The following is a 16553-nucleotide window of genomic DNA, read 5'->3' as shown; positions in this document are numbered from 1 at the left end:
AGGGTGAGGGCTGTCGTTCGTCATGGGGTGGGCTTGCCGGGGGCCGGGGGCCGGGGAGCCGGGGAGCGGATCAGCGGCGCCGCCCCCGCCGTACCTTCAGTTCCTCGAACCGGGGCGCGTCGCCTTCCCGGACCCGGCGCCAGGCCGCCCGGTACAGCTCCGCCGCCGGTTCGACCGGCACGATCACGCCGAACGGCGTGTCCTCGTCGTCGCTCAGGCCGAACAGCGGCAGCTTCCACCGCTCCAGCGGAACGCGCGGCGCCGACTGCTCGGCCCAGCCGCCGGGCAGGAACAGCGAGCGCCCGGCCCTGGTGCGGGCCGCCTCGACCACCAGGTCGGTCGCGGCCAGTTCGGCACGGGCGGCCTTGAGCCGGGCCGGTTTCCAGCCCGTCCACCGGGCCGTCGCACGGTCCGTCGGGTCGGGCATGGCCAGCAGCATCAGATAGAGCGTCGCGGCGTCCTCCCCGAGGGCGTACTCCTCGGCCGCCCCGGTCACCAGGTCCGGCACCGAACGGCTCGGGTCCTGCGGCCACCAGGTGCCGTCCTTGCCGCGCCCGCCCGCCATCGGCTCCCCGGGGTCGGCGAGGAGAGCCGCGTACCGGGGATCGCGGGCGAGCCGCAGCGCCACCTCGGCGGCGTGCGGCCGCCCCGCGTCGACCCGTACGGCGAGCAGGTAGGGGTCCTGGCCGGCCTCGTCGAGCAGGGCGACGCGCAGACCCGGGGCCGGCTGGTCGTCGTGGGTGGGCAGGACGACGGCGCCGTACCGCTCGAAGCCCTCGCCGGTCTCGGTCGGGGTGCCCGCCGTCTTCCGGAACTCGGGGAGGCTGATGTACTGCCCGAGGTCGAGCACCAGCCCCGGGTGGGCCACGCGTTCCCGGACCGCGCTGAGCGCGGGCGGCAGCGCGGCCCGGACCGGGTCCCCGGCGGGCAGCCGGTGCGCGAGCCAGGCGGCGAGGCCGACCGCGCCGACCAGTGTCTGGACCGTGAACCCGGCCGGGTTCTCGCCCACCGGCCGGACCCGGTCACCGTGGACCGCCCATTCGAGATCCCGGGTGAGCCGGGGGTCGCCGGCCGGGTCCAGCAGGGCGGGCAGCGCCTCGCGCACGTTCCACGGGGCGTGCGGGAACGCGCGGACGGCGTCGCGCAGGAGCTGCTCGGGTACGGCCGTCCGCCGGCCGACCCGGCTGTTCCAGACCTCGGCGGCGGCGGCCGCGTCGGGGCCGTCGCTCCACAGCCGGGCGAGCTCGGCGGGCAGCAGCGCGCCCACCACCGCGGCCCGGACGCCGGCGTCGACATCGCGCAGTTCGTCCCTGGCGTCGGCCGCGGGCGCGGCCTTCACGCCGATGTGGCCGCGGGCCTCGGCGGTCAGGAACGCGCGCTCGTACGTGTCCACCCGGGGCAGTCCGGCGACGATCAGCCGGGCCGTCGTCTCGGAGACGCCGGTGAGCCGGGCGAACTCCTCGGCGGCCGCCGGGACGAAGGGCGCGGGCCCGCGCGCGGCCAGTTCCGTCAGGAACGCGCCGAGCCGGCCGGTCTCCTCGTCCTCGGCGACGGGGGCCGACGAGACGAGCGTGTAGGGCTCCGGGGTCTCGAACCGCCCGGCGGGGTCGTGGAACAGCCCGGTGAACGTGCAGGCGTCGTCGCCGAGCGAGCGGTTGCCCGGCATGGCGAGGAAGGCGCCGCCGCCCAGCGGCAGCAGCCCGCTCCAGGCGCCCTCGCGCCACCCGCCCGACGGGGTGCGCAGCGGGCCGGCCGGCACACGCAGCACGACCTCGCGCCAGCGCCCGGACCCGGCCGCCGCCCCCAGGCCGAGCGTGTCGCACTCGGTGAGCAGGGCGCGCAGCACCTCGCGGTGCTCCTCGGCGGTGGTGCCGGCCGCCGCCCGGTAGGCCAGGGCGGTGGTGCGCCCCAGAAGCGTCAGCAGGTCGGGCTCCCCGGCCGGCAGCGCGGGACCGTCCAGGTGGAGGCGGACGGTCCGCTCCGCCGGGACGGCCGAACCCGGTGTTCCGGCGGCCCGCTTCAGCGCGCGCAGCGCCCGGAAGGCGGTGTCGGTCCGGTCGTCGCGGCTCCACCGGTAAGTCGTCCGCACGCCGAGGCCGTTCATCGCCTCGCGGAGTTCGACGTCGGGCGGCCCGGCCGGCCCCTCGTCCTCCAGGCCGCCTTCGAGGGCTCCGGTCAGCCGGGCGGCGACGGCGTCGAGGACGCTCTGCTGACCGGCGGCGTGGCGCACGACACCGGCGATGCCCGCGACGAGCGCCGGGGAGGTGACGGGCAGCAGCGTGCGGATCGTGCCGGCCAGCGCCTCCTGGTCCTCCTGGGCGGCGGCCGCCAGCAGGGCCGCCGCGGTGTCCCGGCCGACCCGGCGCAGCGCCTCGGAGCCCGCCGGGTCCCGGGGCGTCAGGCACCCCCAGTACTGCACCGGCGGCAGCAGCGGCGTGCCCTCGGCGAAGGCACCCGGCCCGCGGTCGGTCCTGGCCACCGAGGTGACGACGCCGTCGGGGTCGACCAGCCGCACCTGCCAGTTGCCGAGGACCACGGCCCGGGCCCGGTCGTCGCCGGGGAAGATTACGAGCGTGGACGGCGTACCCGTCCGGGGTGGCAGCGTGACACTGTGCCCGGCGAGGTCCTCGGCGCGTACGGAGCCGTCGGGCAGCTCCACGACACGCAGACCCACCAGCCCGTTCACGGGTGCGCAGGCCGGTCCGGCGCCGTCCGCGGGCGCGGGCAGCAGCCGGCCGGCACCGAGGACGCTCCCCTGGGGCGTGTCGCGCAGCGCGTCGGCGAGGAAGGCGGGGACACTCGTCCGGCCGCGCTCGCCCGTCGCCGGGTCGTACTCGTACCAGGCGTCCTTCGTCCGGTCCGCGGGCTCGGTGTGCCACACCCAGCAGGAGGTGCCGTCGAAGAGTACGGGCCGCTCCGCGGGCACCGTGGTGTCCCCGGCGTGCAGCACCCCGCCGCCGGTGGTCCGGCCGCCACCGGGCAGCGGCACGCTGATCGGCAGGGAGCCCCGGTACCAGTCCATCTCCGTGCTGCGGATGGTGCGGGCGCCCTGGAGATCGTGGACGCGGTCGGCGCGGGGGTGCCAGTAGCCGCGCAGTCCGTGCCGGTGGGTGCGCCAGTAGACGAGCAGTTCGCCGTCGACGTGGTGGAAACCCGGGTCGCCCCAGCTCTCCCGCGCCGGAATGCGCAGGTCGTGCGTGAGCAGGGTGGAGTCGGGGCCGATCACGCGGGCCTGGGCGCCACCGGCGACCACCAGGTGCGGCCAGGCGTCGGCGACGAGCAGGTCCTCGACGTGCGCGGCGGGGACCAGGGCGGCGGTCGCCTCCTCCCAGGCGGGCCAGCCCAGTTCGTCGAAGAGACCGGCCCGCAGCGTGCGCGCCAGTACCGGCGCGAGGTCGGTGGCGGCGGCCTCGCGCACCTCCTCCTCGGCCAGCGCCAGCGCCTCGGCCGGCAGCCAGGTCAGCCGGGCCAGCGCGTCGGGGAGCTGCGGCAGGCCGACCGCGGTGAACCGCTCCACGACCTCGCGCACCCACCGGGCCAGCAGCGGACGGCCACCGGGCGACGCGGCCAGGGTCCGGATCGCCCGCAGCCCCTCGGCGTTGCCGCCGAGGCGGTCGGCGCCCCGCGCGAACGCCTCGTGGAACCGGGGGTCGGCGGCCAGCGCCGACAGACCGCGCTGATCCTCGCCCGCGGCCCACCGCGTGAACTGCAGGACCTGCCCCTTCTTCGGGCCGGCCACCGGCACGTCCAGGGAGAGCAGCAGGTCGACCAGATCGAGGTCCTGGACGAACGGCAACTCCGCCCCCCGCGAACGGAGTTCGGTGCGCAGATGGTCCGCCGCCCGCTCCAGCAGCGGATACAGCCCGGGCAGTCGGGTGGAGCCGCCCCAGTTCTGCGCCCGCTCACGGAAGGCGAGGAAGCGCTCGACCCAGCCCGCCGTACCGTCCCGGGGCCGCTGCTCCTCGGGGAGCGACGCGTCCCACAGCGCCGCCGTGGCGCCCGACTCCTCCAGCACCTCCAGCCACAGCGCGGGCAGTTCGCCGTCCTGGCCCGCGGGCAGGATGTCCAGCAGGGTGCCGCGCAGCCGCGGCTCACGCGAGGCCATCGCCCGCAGGGCCGTGCGGTGCCCCTTCCACCAGCCGGCCGCCGCGCGCAGCGTCGCCGGCAGACCGAGCAGCTCGGCCAGGTACTCCTGTTCGGCGAGATCGGCGTCCCGGCCCGCGGCGCGGGCCAGCTTGCGCAGGTCGCCCGCCATCTGCGCGGACGGCGGCAGCCCGCCTGCGGTCCGGCGCAGACAGAGCCGGGTGAACCGCCGCAGCGCCTCCGCGGCCGGCACCCGCGCGGCCAGCTCCCGGCCGTACGCCGACAGCACCTTCACCGGGAGCGCGCCGGCCAGCGCGAACTCCAGGAACACGGCGTCCAGCCGCTCCTCGTCGACCGTCAGCCCGTGCTCCGCCTCGGCCTTGCGGGCGCGCGTGAACAACTGGGCGGCGTACGTCGCGTTCTCCTCGGCGAGGAAGACCCGCCCGGCCTGTTCGTAGAAGGTCGGCAGGAAGTGCGGCACCGAGGCCGCCAGCCGCCGGCCCAGCTCCAGGTAGGCGTCCATCGCCGCCTTGGGCCGGGACTTGACCTGGCGGGCCGCCCGTTCCAGGTCCGGCACCACGCCCAGCGCGTGCCGTCCGTCGCGCGGGTGGTGCACCAGCACCCACTCGGGGAAGCCCAGCGACTGGCGCATCCCCAGCCCCACCACGGCCGGTTCCGCGTCCTGTTCCAGGCCGAGGAACCCGGCGGCCAGATCCTCCGCCGCGCCCAGTTCGCCCGCCACCAGCCGCACCACCACCCGTTCGTCCAGGCCCGGGTGACGGTACGTCCGGGCCGTCAGCGGCACCGCCCGCTCACCGGCGCCCTCCGTGCCCGGCGGCAGCACCGCACCGGCCGTCAGCAGCTCCTCGTACGACACCTGCGTCCCCCCGCCCACGGCCTCAGTCCCCACGCCCACGCCCTTCGTCCCCCCGCTCACGCGTCCTTGCCCTCCTCGATCTCGCGCCCGGCGTACAGCGCCGCGGCCATCCGCATCCCCTCCGACCAGGCCACCGCGCCCACCTCGCGCAGCGGCAGGGCGCGGCCCTCGCGGTCCTGCCAGGTGAGGCCGCCGGTGGTCACCTCGCCGTCCCAGTAGGGTTCGCCGATCCACACCGACGCCTCGACCAGGGTGCCGCCGTCGCGCACCCGGGTGGTGGCACAACCGCCGGAGACGCGGTGGCCGAGCGAGGAGGCACGCGCGGCGAGCGCGAACCGGGACCGGAACGTTCCCCCGGCGAACTCCCGCACCTCGGTGGCCTTGGCCTCCAGGTCCCCGGGCCGGCGCCAGGTCGCCCGGTGGATCTGCTCGACGCCCTGGACGATGCCCAGTTCCGCCGCGAACTCCCGCAGCTCCTCCAGGTCGGGCAGGAGCACCGGGTGCGGCAGGGTCACGGTGCGCGGCGAGAGCCGGACCGTCTCCCCGTCCAGGTTCACCACCCGCAGCTCACCGGAGTCGGTGGCACCCCGCAGGAAACCCACCTCGTCCGGGTCGTCGCCCACCACCGCCAGGTCACGCAGCGCCGACTGCCAGGCCTCGTCCGGCCACACCCGGGCCAGCAGGCCGGTGGGCACCGGCAGGGACGACACCATCCAGGAGTCGACCTGCGCGACGCACGCCGCCGCGTGCCGGTCCAGCCATTCGGCGAACCGCCGCAACCGGTCCACCTCCGGGTGGTCCCTGAGCCCGCGCGGCAGCGATTTCAACTGCCGTCCGGCCGCCCGCCCCGAGGTGGCACGCGCCGCCACCTTCCCCTCCACCAGGGCGACTTCGTACCCGTCACCCGCCGACAGCCAACCCACGAGCCCCCACCTTCCACATCCGGACAGCAAGAAGAAAGCACCAAGAAAGGCACCAGGAAAAAGCACCGGGACAGCCCCGCGCGCACCAGGAGGCAAGCACAGTCCAGCCGGGGTGATCCCGGCGCCGGTGCGACGACATGAGGAACGTTAGCGGCGATCACTGACAATCGGTCCCGGCGTCCGGCGACGGCCCCGACAGGGCCGGGCCACGGCCTCGCCCGGACCTCGTCTGATCAGCGCTAATGTCGTCTCCATGACAGACGACTCCCTGCGCTCCGTGACCGTGGAACGCATCAGCACCGGCCACTTCGTCGCGACCAACGCCCGTGGCGGCCGCATCGCCTTCGGCAGTGCCGGCGATCCGCAGGACGGCACCGCCTTCACCCCGGTCGAACTGCTGCTGGCCGCGCTCGGCGGGTGCTCGGCGGTGGACGTCGACCTCGCCACCGGACGGCACGCGGAGCCCGACCGGTTCACCGTCGCCGTGACCGGTCACAAGACCGACGACGACCTCGGCAACCGGCTCACCGGCCTCCAGGTCGCCTTCCACGTCACCTTCCCGGACGGCGCGGGCGCCGACCGCGCCAGAGCCATCCTGCCCCGCGCCGTGAAGGCGTCCCACGACCGCCTCTGCACGGTCAGCCGCACGGTCGAGGCCGGCACCCCGGTCGCGACGACGGTCACCACGACGGCCGAGGACGCCTGAGGGCCGGCGGCCGCTCAAGTGGCCGGGTCCACCGCAGTTACGAGGATCGATCTTGGGCACGCGTAGGGAAGTGATCTGGACTGCCGCCCATGGGGAGGGACCGCATGACCGTGCCCGTGCGCCCGGTTCGCCGTACATACCGCGAACGGGGCTTCGATCTGCGCACCACCGCCCTGTACTTCCTGCTGCTCGCCATCATCCTGTGCGCCGTGGTGTTCCTGGCGCGCACGGCGGCGGGGATGGTCGAACAGCGCCCGGTGTGGGCCGGTGTGCTCGCGGTGACGGCACTCGCCACCGTGTGGTGGCGCCGCTCCCGCCGGCGTGGCATCTCCGTCGCCGGATACGCCCGTCGTGCCGCGCGGACGCTCGAGGAGGCCGCGGAGAAGGCGTCCGACAGCCTGGACGCCCGGCCCGCCGGGACCGAGGTGCCGGTCGCCGTGCGGATCGACGCGCCGGCCGAAGTACCCGCGGACACCGCGCCGGTGCACCCCGCTCCCGTACCCCGGGCGGTCCCCGCGGTGATCACGGGGACGGCCACCGAAGCGCTGCCGTCGCCGTCGGGCGGCGAGGAGAGCACCGTCCTGCTCGCCCACACGGAGCCGGACCCCGGCGCTTCGGGCACGCCGTGGCGGACCTGACGCTCCGAGCACGCCGTAGCGGACCGGTGCGCGGACGGAACCCGGCGGGTCGACCGGCACGGGTGCGGGCATGCCGGGCGCCGAGCGCCCGGCCCGCTCGTTCACCCGTGGGTCACAGGAACCGCCTGATCGGCAGCACGGACGCCTCGGCCACCCGCCGCGACACCGGCCGGCGCTTCCAGCGGCCCGGCTGGATCGCCTCGCTGCGGGCGAGGTCCTCGTCGAAGTGGCCGTCGAGCGTCGCGGTGAACTCCTTGTCGAGCACCGCGAGCATGACCTCCTCGTCGTGGCTGAGCGAGCGGCGGTTGAAGTTGGTCGAGCCCACCAGGGCGGCCGCGCCGTCCAGCGTCATGACCTTGGCGTGCATCATGGTCGGCTGGTACTCGAAGATCCGCACCCCGCAGGCGAGCAACTCGTCGTAGTGGTGCTGTCCGGCCAGCAGGCAGACCCGCTTGTCGGTGTGCGGACCCGGCAGCAGGATCTCCACCCGCACGCCCCGGCGGGCGGCGTCGCACAGCATGCCGACGAAGAGGTCGTCCGGGCAGAAGTAGGCGGTGGCCAGCCGCAGCCGCCGTTCGGCCGACTCGATCACCACCCGCATCATGGTCTGCATGTCCTGCCAGCCCAGGCTCGCCGAACCGCGGACCACCTGCACGACCGAGTCACCGCGGGACTCGTGCCGTACGAAACGGTCCCGGTCGTCGAACAGCTCGTCGTGGCATTCCGCCCAGTTCTGCGCGAAGGCGGCGGCGACCCCGTCGACCGCGGGCCCGCGCAGCTCCACGTGGGTGTCCCGCCACTCGCCGGGATGACGCGCGTCACCGCACCACTCCTTCGCGATGCCGACCCCGCCCGTGAAGGCCGCCTCCTCGTCCACGATCAGCGCCTTGCGGTGGCAGCGGTGGTTCTGCTTGAGCGGGGAGAGCAGCAGCGGCTTGCGGAACCAGGCGATCTGCACCCCGGCCTCGTCCATCTCGCGCAGCAGCCCGCTGTCGATCAGGCGGCTGCCGAAACCGTCCAGCAGCAGTCTCACCCGTAGCCCGGATCGCGCCCGTTCGGCGAGCGCGGCGGCGAACTCGCCGGCGATGTCGCCCTTCCAGTACACGAACGTCATCATGTCGATGGTGTGCTCGGCGCCGCGGATGGCCGCGAGCATCGCGGGAAAGATCTCGTCACCGTTGCGCAGCACCTTCAGCGCGTTGCCCTCGGTCGCGGCGATGCCGATCAGCCGCTCCAGCCGTCGTCGTATGCGCCACGCGGTGTCCGTGCCGTCGTCCGACGTCGGCACGGCCGGGCCGGCCGGGGACAGGGCGAGCGAGGCGGACTCTTCGGTGCAGGTCATGATCTCCCCTAAGAAAGCAGGCCGGCGACGTTACGCCGGCACCCATGGCACGCATTGCCGTGCCTTCCCGCTTCATGCGCGAGGGCTGCGCGCAGCCGGGCGGCCGAGACCGGCGCGGCCGGTCGCCGGTCCCTCTTCTGTCTCCGGGTGAGACCGGAAATTAACAACAGGCGTCTTGTCCTGCCTCCGGCGAGCCCCTACAGTTCCGGCGTCTCTCAGAGAAGGACGGTGTCATGCATATAGTGACAACCGGCGAGGGGGACGCCTCCTCGCCCCGTACCACCCGCCCGCTGAGCACCGTGCTCAAGGCGCTCGCGCTGCTCGACTTCCTCGCCGACCTCGACGAACCGGTCCGTGTCTCCGCACTGGCACGCACGGTGGGCGCCTCCCGGGGCGAGGTGCACCGGCACCTGGTCACGCTTGAGGCGGCCGGCTGGATGGAACAACTGCCGGACGGCTCGTACCGCCTCACACTGCGCCCCGCCCACCTCGGGCACACGGCGCTGCGCCAGGCCGGGGTGGGCGAACGCACCGCCCCGCTGCTCGCCGAGGCGGCCCGCGCCTGCGGCGAGGTGGTGAGCATCGCCGTACTGGACGCCGACACCGCCCGGGTCGTCCAGCGGGCCGAGCCCGGCCGGGCCCTGCACGCCACCCTGCTGCTGGGCGACCGGCTCGGCCTGCGCAGCAGCGCGACCGGCCGGCTGCTGTACGCGCTGGCCGACGCGGAGACCGCCGGGGCGCTGGCCCGGCTGGGCGTGCCGCTGCCCCCCGAGGACGACGTCGCGCTCATCCGGTCGACCGGGTGGGCGACGTCGACCGACGACGCGGAGGACGGGATCGCGGCCGTGGCGGTGCCGCTGTGCCGCGAGGACGGCCGGACCGTGGCCGCGCTCAGCGTGCACGGGCCGCGCGAACGCATCACCTCGACCGGGGCACTGGCCGTGCTGCGGCCCCTGACCCGGAACATCGAACCCCTGCTGCGGCTGGACGGCACGGCGTTCGGCCTGCGCGCCTGACACACCAGAGACCGGACTCCAGACACCAGAGACCGGACTCCAGACACCGGACACTCCGGCACACGGCACGGCATAACGGCGTACAAGAGCGCATCCGGTTCCCGGCCCGGCGCGTGCCTCCGACACACGCGCGGCCAGTACCCACGAGCGCGCCCCTGCCGCTTCCACACCCCGGCGCCTTTCCGCGTTCGTGCGCCGACCGGCACGCGCCCCCGCAAGCCTCCACCTCCCCGCGAATCCCCGCGAATCCCCGCGAATCCTCGTGAATCCCCCCGCGAATCTTCGCGAACCACCCCCTCACCCACCGGAAGGTGCCCATGGCGCTCCCCGCCGCCCCCTTCGCCCCACCCACCCCCACCGCATCCCGGCCCCCGGAGCGGCTGCTGAGCCCCGAGCGGCTGGCGCTGCTGCCGCCCACCCGGCTCAGCGCCGGCCGGGCGCTGGTGCACCGCATGACCCGGCAGGGGTGGCGCGTCGAATGCCTGGAGTTCGACGTCGACGCCACCTCCCGGGGACGGGTGCGATACCGCGTGCACACCCCCTCCGGGCCGTTCGACTTCGTGGCGTTCTCCTTCGCCCCCAAGCTGGAGGGCCGCACCAGCCGCATCGTCGGCACCGACTGGGACATGACCGGCGCCCTCTTCGACGGCACCGCCGACGAGGCCGACCTGGAGCACACCGGCCGGGAGCTGCCCAAGCTGTACGGGGGCCGGGCCACCCCGCACACCCTGGTCTGGTGCCGCTCCAACCGCAGTCTGCGGCTGTTCGAGCACGTCGTGGACGCCCTCGCGGCGGGCCGCCAGCCCTCCGCGCGCCGCCTCTGGGACATCGGCTACCTGATGCGCAACACCGGCCTGGACGGCAACGGCACCTTCGGCACCCGTTCCTTCGCCGCGCTGCCCGGCAACCACCCCCTCGCCGCACCGCTGCACGCGCAGATGCTCGCCGCCTACCTGATGCGGGAGTTCGCCGCCGACCTCGCCGAGCACCTCGCGCGACACCGTGCCGCGGGAGCCGTACGCATCGACCCGGAGCTGCGCCGCGGCCTCGGTCTGGGCAACGCCTCCGCACTCGGCCTGGTCTTCTTCGCCAACAACCACCCGAAGCTGGTCGACCGCTGGCTCGGCCTGCGCGAGGAGGCACTCGTCCAGGCCCTGTACGCCCACCGGGGCGCGGCCCACCTGGCCGAGGTGCGGCGGCGGATCGAGCGGACCGTCCGCTTCCACGAGGAGGACCCCACCCGCTACGGGATCTTCGGCTCGCCCCTCGGCCTCGCCGCGTCCCTGCGCGCGGCGCGGGAAGCGCTGGACGCCGTACCCGACCCGGAGGCGGACGACGCGCTGCCCCGCCTGTGGACCCGCTGGAACGCGGAGCTGGACGAGGCGGCGGTCGAGGCGCTGGCCGGGGTGCTCATCGACAGCGTCCCCGACCTCACCGATCCGCTGGTCGAGCGGCAGCGGGTCGACGAGACCCTCACCGCACGCCCGCAGGAGTCCGTGGCCACCCTGCTGCGGCACCTGGAGGACGCGTACGCGTGGGCGCTCGGCGTCGATCTGAGCGAGCCGGGGGCGCTGCGGTACGTCTGGTACAAGTCCCGCGCCGCCGAGGAGCCGCGGCGCGGACCCCGCGAGGAGGTGAGCGAGGGCCTGGACTGGCAACTGAACGTCCCCCGGTCCGTACAGGCGCTGGCGGCGGACCTGCGGAGCGCGGAACCGCACGAGAGCGTGGGGGAGTTCTGTCTGCGGCACCCCGGTCACCGGGACACGGTCGCCCGTGTCCAGGGACTCGGGGACGCGGCGCTGCACAGCCCGCACATGAACATCGCCGGGGACACCTTCCTGCCGGTGCACGTCGTGCGGTTCCTCAACTCCGCCGTGCACGGCCTGGACAAGACCGCCGACTCGGCCGGCCGCAACGTCCTCGGACTGCTGTTCCACGGTGCCCCGACCCGCCACACCCTGCACGAGGAGCAGGACGCCGACTGGGCCCTGCCCGCCCGCCCGGACACCGCCGCACCCGACGAGGAGCACCAGCCCGCATGACCACCGCCTCCACCACCGCCTCCACCGCCACCACCGCCTCCACCATCTCCACCGCCTCCACCGCTTCCGAGGCCCCCGCCGCACCTGCCGCACCTGCCGCACCTGCCGCACCTGCCGCATCAGCCGCACCAGCCACCCTGTCCGTCTCGGTCCGTGAACTGCGGCTGATGACCGGGCGGGTACTGCTGACCACCGCCGTGCCGTTCGGCTCGGTGGCCGCGGCACGGGACGTCGTGGTCACCGCGGAGACCCACGGCCTGGACGGGCTGGCCGGCCTGCTCGCCGCCCTCCCCGCCCTGCGCGCCGCGCACCTGCGTCCCGAACACCGGGAGCGGACCGTCCGCTTCCCGTCGCCCGACGCGCAGCCGCCGCTCGCCACCGCCGCCGACCTGCTCGACCTCGTGGTCGCCCGGGCACTGACCGGGGGCCCGGTCCGGCTGCCGGTGCCCGGCACCGACTGGGCGGTGCGGGCCCTCGCCCCCCTGGCCGCGCGCCACGGCGTGCTGCTCACCGTCGCACCCGACGCCGTCGTCGCCCGGCCGGCCCCCGGCGGCCCCGACCCCGCGCCGGACGCCGCCGACCTCAGGGCCCTCGCCCACGGCGTCCGCGTACCGGCCGCGCGCTGGCAGCGGATGGTCGCCGAGGCCGAACGGGCCCTGACCCCGGACAGCCCGCTCTCCCGCACCCACGCCGGGGACTCCGTCTTCGGACCCGGCGGCGAGATCCTCGCCGAGGCGGGCGAGGACGAGCCGGCCGGGGCGGCGGTATGAACGCGGGGACGACTCCGGTCGTCGACGGCCTGCAGTGCGGCCCGTACGACCGCGAGGTCTTCCGGCAACTGCGCGCGGGCGGGGTGGTCTGTGCCACCGCCACCGTGGCGTTCTGGGAGGACGCGGTGGAGACCATGGACGCGCTCGCCGCCTGGCACGACCTGGCCGAGGACAATGCCGACCTGGTCCTCCTCGCGCGGGACGGCGCCGACATCGAGCGGGCCCGCGCCGAGGGCCGTACCGCGATCGTGCTGGGCGCGCAGAACGCCACCCCGTTGCAGGGACGGCTGGGATTCGTCCGCCACTTCCACGCCATGGGGCTGCGCGTCATGCAGCTCACGTACAACAACAACAACGAGCTGGGCGGCTCCTGCTACGAGACGCGCGACCCGGGCCTGACCCGGTTCGGGCGGGAAGTGGTGGCCGAGATGAACGCGGCCGGCCTGCTGGTGGACCTCTCGCACTCCGGTGAGCGCACCCGGCGTGACGCGATCGAGCACTCGGCGGTTCCCGTGGCCGTCACCCACGCCAACCCGCGCTCCCTGTACGACCATCCGCGCAACGTCGAGGACGCCACCCTCAAGGCGCTGGCGGCCCGCGACGGCATCCTGGGGCTGGCCACGTACCGGGCCATCTCGGGCCGTTACGCGGGGAGCCTGGACGAGTGGTGCGCGATGGTGGCCCGCACCGTCGAGCTGATGGGTGTGCGGCACGTCGCGATCGGCACCGACCTGAGTCCGAAGGCCGGGGCCGCCGAGTTCGCCTGGATGCGCAAGGGACGGTGGACCCGCGGCGAACAGCGCGGCGCCGACCTGACCCCACCGCACCCGCCGGCCGACGGCCCGGGAGCCGAGGCCGCGACCGCCGCCGCGACCACCACCACGTCCACCGAGAACGGCACCCGCACCGCCACCGCCACCGCCCCGACCGCCGACGACACCACCGAGTGGCTGGCGGACGCCTCCGGCCTGGCCCGGGTCGCGGCCCGGCTCACCGAGCGGTTCGGCTTCACCGCGGCGGAGGCGGCGGCCGTCGTCGGCGGCAACTGGCTCCGGCTCTACTCGACCGCGTTCCGGCCCCGAAGCGTTTCGTGACACCGGGCCGGGCGGCCCGCTGCAACGGGCCGCCCGGCCCGGCCATCCGCCCACCGACGGCGCCCCGCCCGCCACCGCACGGAAAAATCGGGGCCGCCTCCCACGAAAGGCCGACGGGCCATGACATCCGAGCAGAGCAGAAAGGGACCGCGCACAGCGGTCCCGGGCACCACGACCCTCACCGACGGCCCCGCGCCACGAGCGGGCGGCCCGGCCGCCGACGCCGCCGCACGCCTCACCGCGCGCATCGACCGCCTCCCCATGACCCGGCTGCAGGGACGCATCCTCGCCCAGGGCGGACTGAGCACCACGCTGGACGGTCTCGACCTCGGGATCATGTCGTTCCTGCTGCCGCTGATCACCACCGCCTTCGCCCTCAGCGGTTCGCAGCAGGGACTCGTCGCCAGTGCCACCCTGGCCGGCGCCCTCGTCGGCGACCTCGCCCTCGCCCTGTCCGGCAACCGGCTCGGGCGCAAACCGCTGCTGCTGTGGTCCCTCGTCCTCTACAGCGGCTGCACCCTGCTCTCCGCGTTCGCCCCCGACTATCCGCTGCTGCTGGCACTGCGCTTCCTGGCCGGCGTCGGAGTCGGCGTCAACGTCAACATCGTGATCCCCTACCTCGCGGAGTTCGCGCCGAAGAAGGCCCGCGCCGCCTACGTCGGCTCGCTGGCCGGCTTCTTCGGACTCGGGTACGTCCTGGCCGCGCTGATCGGCACCTTCGTCGTCGCCCGGGTCGACCACGGCTGGCGCTGGGGCCTGATCCTGGTCGGTCTGCCGGTGGTCGTCGCCCTGTGGTGGCGGCGCAGCCTGCCGGAGTCGCCCCGCTACCTCCTGCTCAAGGGGCGGGACGCGGAGGCGGAGAGCGTCGTCGCGGCGCTGGAGGACGACGTACGGCGGCGGACCGGCCGGCCGCTGCCCGACCCGGAACCGGCCCCGGCGGCGGAACGCGACACCGACCTGAGCGCGGCCCGGCAGTTCGCCGAGCTGTGGCGCGGCCCCCACCTGCGGCAGACGGTGGTGACCTGGACCATGTTCTTCATCGCCAGCTTCGCCTACTACGGCTTCCTGACGTTCCTGCCGAGCATGCTGCTCGACCGCGGCATGAGCATCACCGACAGCTTCGGGTACACGCTGCTGGTGGAGATCGCCCAGGTCGCCGGCTACTACCCGGCCGCCTGGCTGGCGGACCGCACGGACCGCAAGTGGTCCATCGTCACCTGCCTCGCCGCCTCCACCGGCTGCGCCTTCCTGCTCTCGCAGGCGGGGAGCAACACGACCGTCCTGGCCCTCAGCGTCCTGCTGGGCTTCTTCCTCAACGGCCTGTACGCCCCGCTGTACACCTACCTCCCCGAGGTGTACCCGACCAGGCTCCGCTCCATGGCGGCGGCCACCTCCGACGCGTTCAGCCGCGTCGGAGGCATCACCGCACCCATGATCATCGGATCGATGTACGCCACGCTGCACTTCGCCGGGGTCTTCACCCTCATCTGCGCCGTGCTGGCGGCCGGCTGCGTGGTGACCCTGACCCTGTCCACCTCCACCAAGGGCCGTTCACTGGAGGCCCTGTCCGGCTGAACGCGGCCCCGGCCGCCCGGCGGAGGTCAGCCGAAGCGTTCGGTGCGGATCCGGTCGGCCGGCTGCCCGGCGGCGATGAGCAGGCCGGCGACATGTTCCACGAATCCGGTCGGACCGCAGACGTAGGCGCGGGTGCGGCCGGGGGAGAGCAGCCCTGCCAGGTCGTCCGCCGTGACCCGGCCGGGCGGACGGGGCTCGTCCGCCGGGGCCCGCCGGGTGAACACGTACCGCGTGCGGACACCGGCGTCCCCGTCGAGTTCCGCCCCGTACCAGATCTGCTCGGGGTCGCGTACCGAGTAGACCAGGGCGAACGGCGTGTCCGCTCCGGTGGCGCGGCGCTCCCTGAGCATCGCCACGAGCGGGACGACACCGGACCCGCCGGCGATCAGCAGGACGGGCTCCCGCTCCTGCGGACGCCAGACGAACCAGCCGCCCAGCGGCCCCGACACCTCGACCCGCGCCCCGACCGGAAGGTCGTCGGCGAGATAGGAGGAGACCTCGCCGCCGGGAACGGTCTGGACGCCCAGCTCGACGGCACCGTCGGCCGCGGGGCCCGCGAGCGAGTAGCTGCGTACGGCCTGGTAGCCGTCGTCGGCGGTGAGCCGGACGTCGACGTGCTGGCCCGGCAGGTGCCCGGGCCAGTGCGGGACGGCGAAGGTGAGCGAGCGGCCCGTCGGCGTCAGCTCCCTGCGGCCCACGAGCCGGGCCGGCCGCCAGCCGCTCACTGATCGTCCCAGTGACGCTGCTCGCGCCAGGGGTCGCCGTGGTTGTGGTACCCGGCCGTCTCCCAGAACCCCGGTTCGTCCTGCGGGGTCAGCCGCAGGCCCTTCACCCACTTGGCCGACTTCCAGAAGTACAGGTGCGGGACGAGCAGGCGCGCGGGCCCGCCGTGCTCCGGGGAGAGCGGGAGACCGTCGAAGGTGTGCGCGAGCCACGCCTTGCCGTCGGTGAGTTCCTCCAGCGGCAGGTTCGTGGTGTAGCCGTCGTAGGACTCCGCGACCACGAAGTCCGCGGCCGTCTCCACCTCGTCGAGCAGCACGTCCAGGGAGACGCCCCGCCAGTTCGTGTCGAACTTCGACCACCGGGTGACGCAGTGGATGTCGACGGCCGGCTCCTCCTGCGGGAGGTCCATCATCTCCGCCCAGCTCCAGGCACGGCTGCGCCCGTCCTCGGCGGTCACGGTGAACGACCACGTCTCGGTCGGCACCTGGGGAGTGGGGCCCGCGGACAGCACCGGGAAGTCCTCCGCCGGGTACTGCCCCGGAGGCAGCCGGCCCTCGAACCGGTGCGCCCGCCCATGGAAACCGGGAGAAAAGCCACCCATGTCGTCCACTCCTCGCTTCCTCGCTCCCCGAACCGGCGTCTCGGACGAAGTGCCGGACCGACGGCACGCTACGACGTGCGCGGCCCGCGACGGCCGAAAGGCGACGGAGACTGCGCTGGAAGTCGACAAGCGGTGCGCTCCTGGTCAAGGGGGTCCGCGGCGC

General features: G+C 74.7%; 12 protein-coding genes. 7 read left to right on the top strand and 5 right to left on the bottom strand.

Translation table 11 applies throughout. From position 1 onward, the window contains the following. Nucleotides 1-70: 70 nt before the first annotated feature. Together ABEB00_RS18225 and ABEB00_RS18220 are read right to left on the bottom strand one after the other, a co-directional pair. Nucleotides 71-4978, bottom strand: coding sequence for a DNA-binding protein (locus tag ABEB00_RS18225; protein WP_345620916.1), 4908 nt, complete (start codon nt 4976-4978; stop codon nt 71-73). Between the two features lie 38 nt (nt 4979-5016). Further along, entirely contained in the window at nt 5017-5883 is an 867-nt protein-coding gene (locus ABEB00_RS18220; RefSeq protein ID WP_345620835.1) for a DUF4132 domain-containing protein, read from the bottom strand. Nucleotides 5884-6136: 253 nt separating this feature from the next. Here ABEB00_RS18220 and ABEB00_RS18215 point away from each other — a divergent pair, with 253 nt between their 5' ends. Together ABEB00_RS18215 and ABEB00_RS18210 are read left to right on the top strand one after the other, a co-directional pair. Next, a complete protein-coding gene (locus tag ABEB00_RS18215; RefSeq protein ID WP_345620833.1) occupies nt 6137-6589 on the top strand; it encodes an OsmC family protein in 453 nt (150 codons plus the stop codon). A gap of 104 nt (nt 6590-6693) precedes the next feature. Further along, the gene (locus ABEB00_RS18210; RefSeq protein WP_345620832.1) at nt 6694-7227 is read left to right on the top strand and encodes a hypothetical protein; all 534 of its coding nucleotides are present in this window, start codon (nt 6694-6696) and stop codon (nt 7225-7227) included. Nucleotides 7228-7339: 112 nt separating this feature from the next. Here the strand turns inward: ABEB00_RS18210 and ABEB00_RS18205 are convergent, their stop codons facing one another. Next, complete coding sequence (locus tag ABEB00_RS18205; RefSeq protein ID WP_345620830.1) at nt 7340-8569, bottom strand: phospholipase D-like domain-containing protein; 1230 nt, start codon at nt 8567-8569, stop codon at nt 7340-7342. Nucleotides 8570-8802: 233 nt separating this feature from the next. On the opposite strand from ABEB00_RS18205, the gene ABEB00_RS18200 reads away from it, so the two are divergent. From ABEB00_RS18200 to ABEB00_RS18180, 5 genes are all read left to right on the top strand, one after another. Beyond that, on the top strand, nt 8803-9585 hold the full coding sequence (locus tag ABEB00_RS18200; RefSeq protein WP_345620828.1) for an IclR family transcriptional regulator: 783 nt from the start codon (nt 8803-8805) through the stop codon (nt 9583-9585). Nucleotides 9586-9902: 317 nt separating this feature from the next. Next, nucleotides 9903-11627: a hypothetical protein gene (locus tag ABEB00_RS18195; protein ID WP_345620827.1), complete on the top strand. Its 1725-nt coding sequence runs from the start codon at nt 9903-9905 to the stop codon at nt 11625-11627. After that, entirely contained in the window at nt 11624-12397 is a 774-nt protein-coding gene (locus tag ABEB00_RS18190; protein WP_345620826.1) for a hypothetical protein, read from the top strand. The genes ABEB00_RS18195 and ABEB00_RS18190 overlap by 4 nt, the downstream gene beginning before the upstream one ends. Further along, a complete protein-coding gene (locus tag ABEB00_RS18185; RefSeq protein WP_345620824.1) occupies nt 12394-13491 on the top strand; it encodes a dipeptidase in 1098 nt (365 codons plus the stop codon). The genes ABEB00_RS18190 and ABEB00_RS18185 overlap by 4 nt, the downstream gene beginning before the upstream one ends. Nucleotides 13492-13611: 120 nt before the next feature. Beyond that, nucleotides 13612-15066, top strand: coding sequence for an MFS transporter (locus tag ABEB00_RS18180; protein ID WP_345620823.1), 1455 nt, complete (start codon nt 13612-13614; stop codon nt 15064-15066). 26 nt (nt 15067-15092) lie between these two features. Here ABEB00_RS18180 and ABEB00_RS18175 read toward each other — a convergent pair whose 3' ends face one another. Next, the gene (locus ABEB00_RS18175) at nt 15093-15821 is read right to left on the bottom strand and encodes a ferredoxin reductase (protein WP_425586521.1); all 729 of its coding nucleotides are present in this window, start codon (nt 15819-15821) and stop codon (nt 15093-15095) included. Then, on the bottom strand, nt 15788-16390 hold the full coding sequence (locus ABEB00_RS18170; RefSeq protein ID WP_345620821.1) for a sulfite oxidase-like oxidoreductase: 603 nt from the start codon (nt 16388-16390) through the stop codon (nt 15788-15790). Before ABEB00_RS18170 ends, ABEB00_RS18175 begins: the two co-directional genes overlap by 34 nt. Nucleotides 16391-16553 lie beyond the last annotated feature (163 nt).

Source organism: Streptomyces ziwulingensis, from assembly GCF_039542605.1.
Taxonomy (GTDB): Bacteria; Actinomycetota; Actinomycetes; order Streptomycetales; family Streptomycetaceae; genus Streptomyces; species Streptomyces ziwulingensis.
This window is presented reverse-complemented; position numbering and strand designations above follow the sequence as displayed.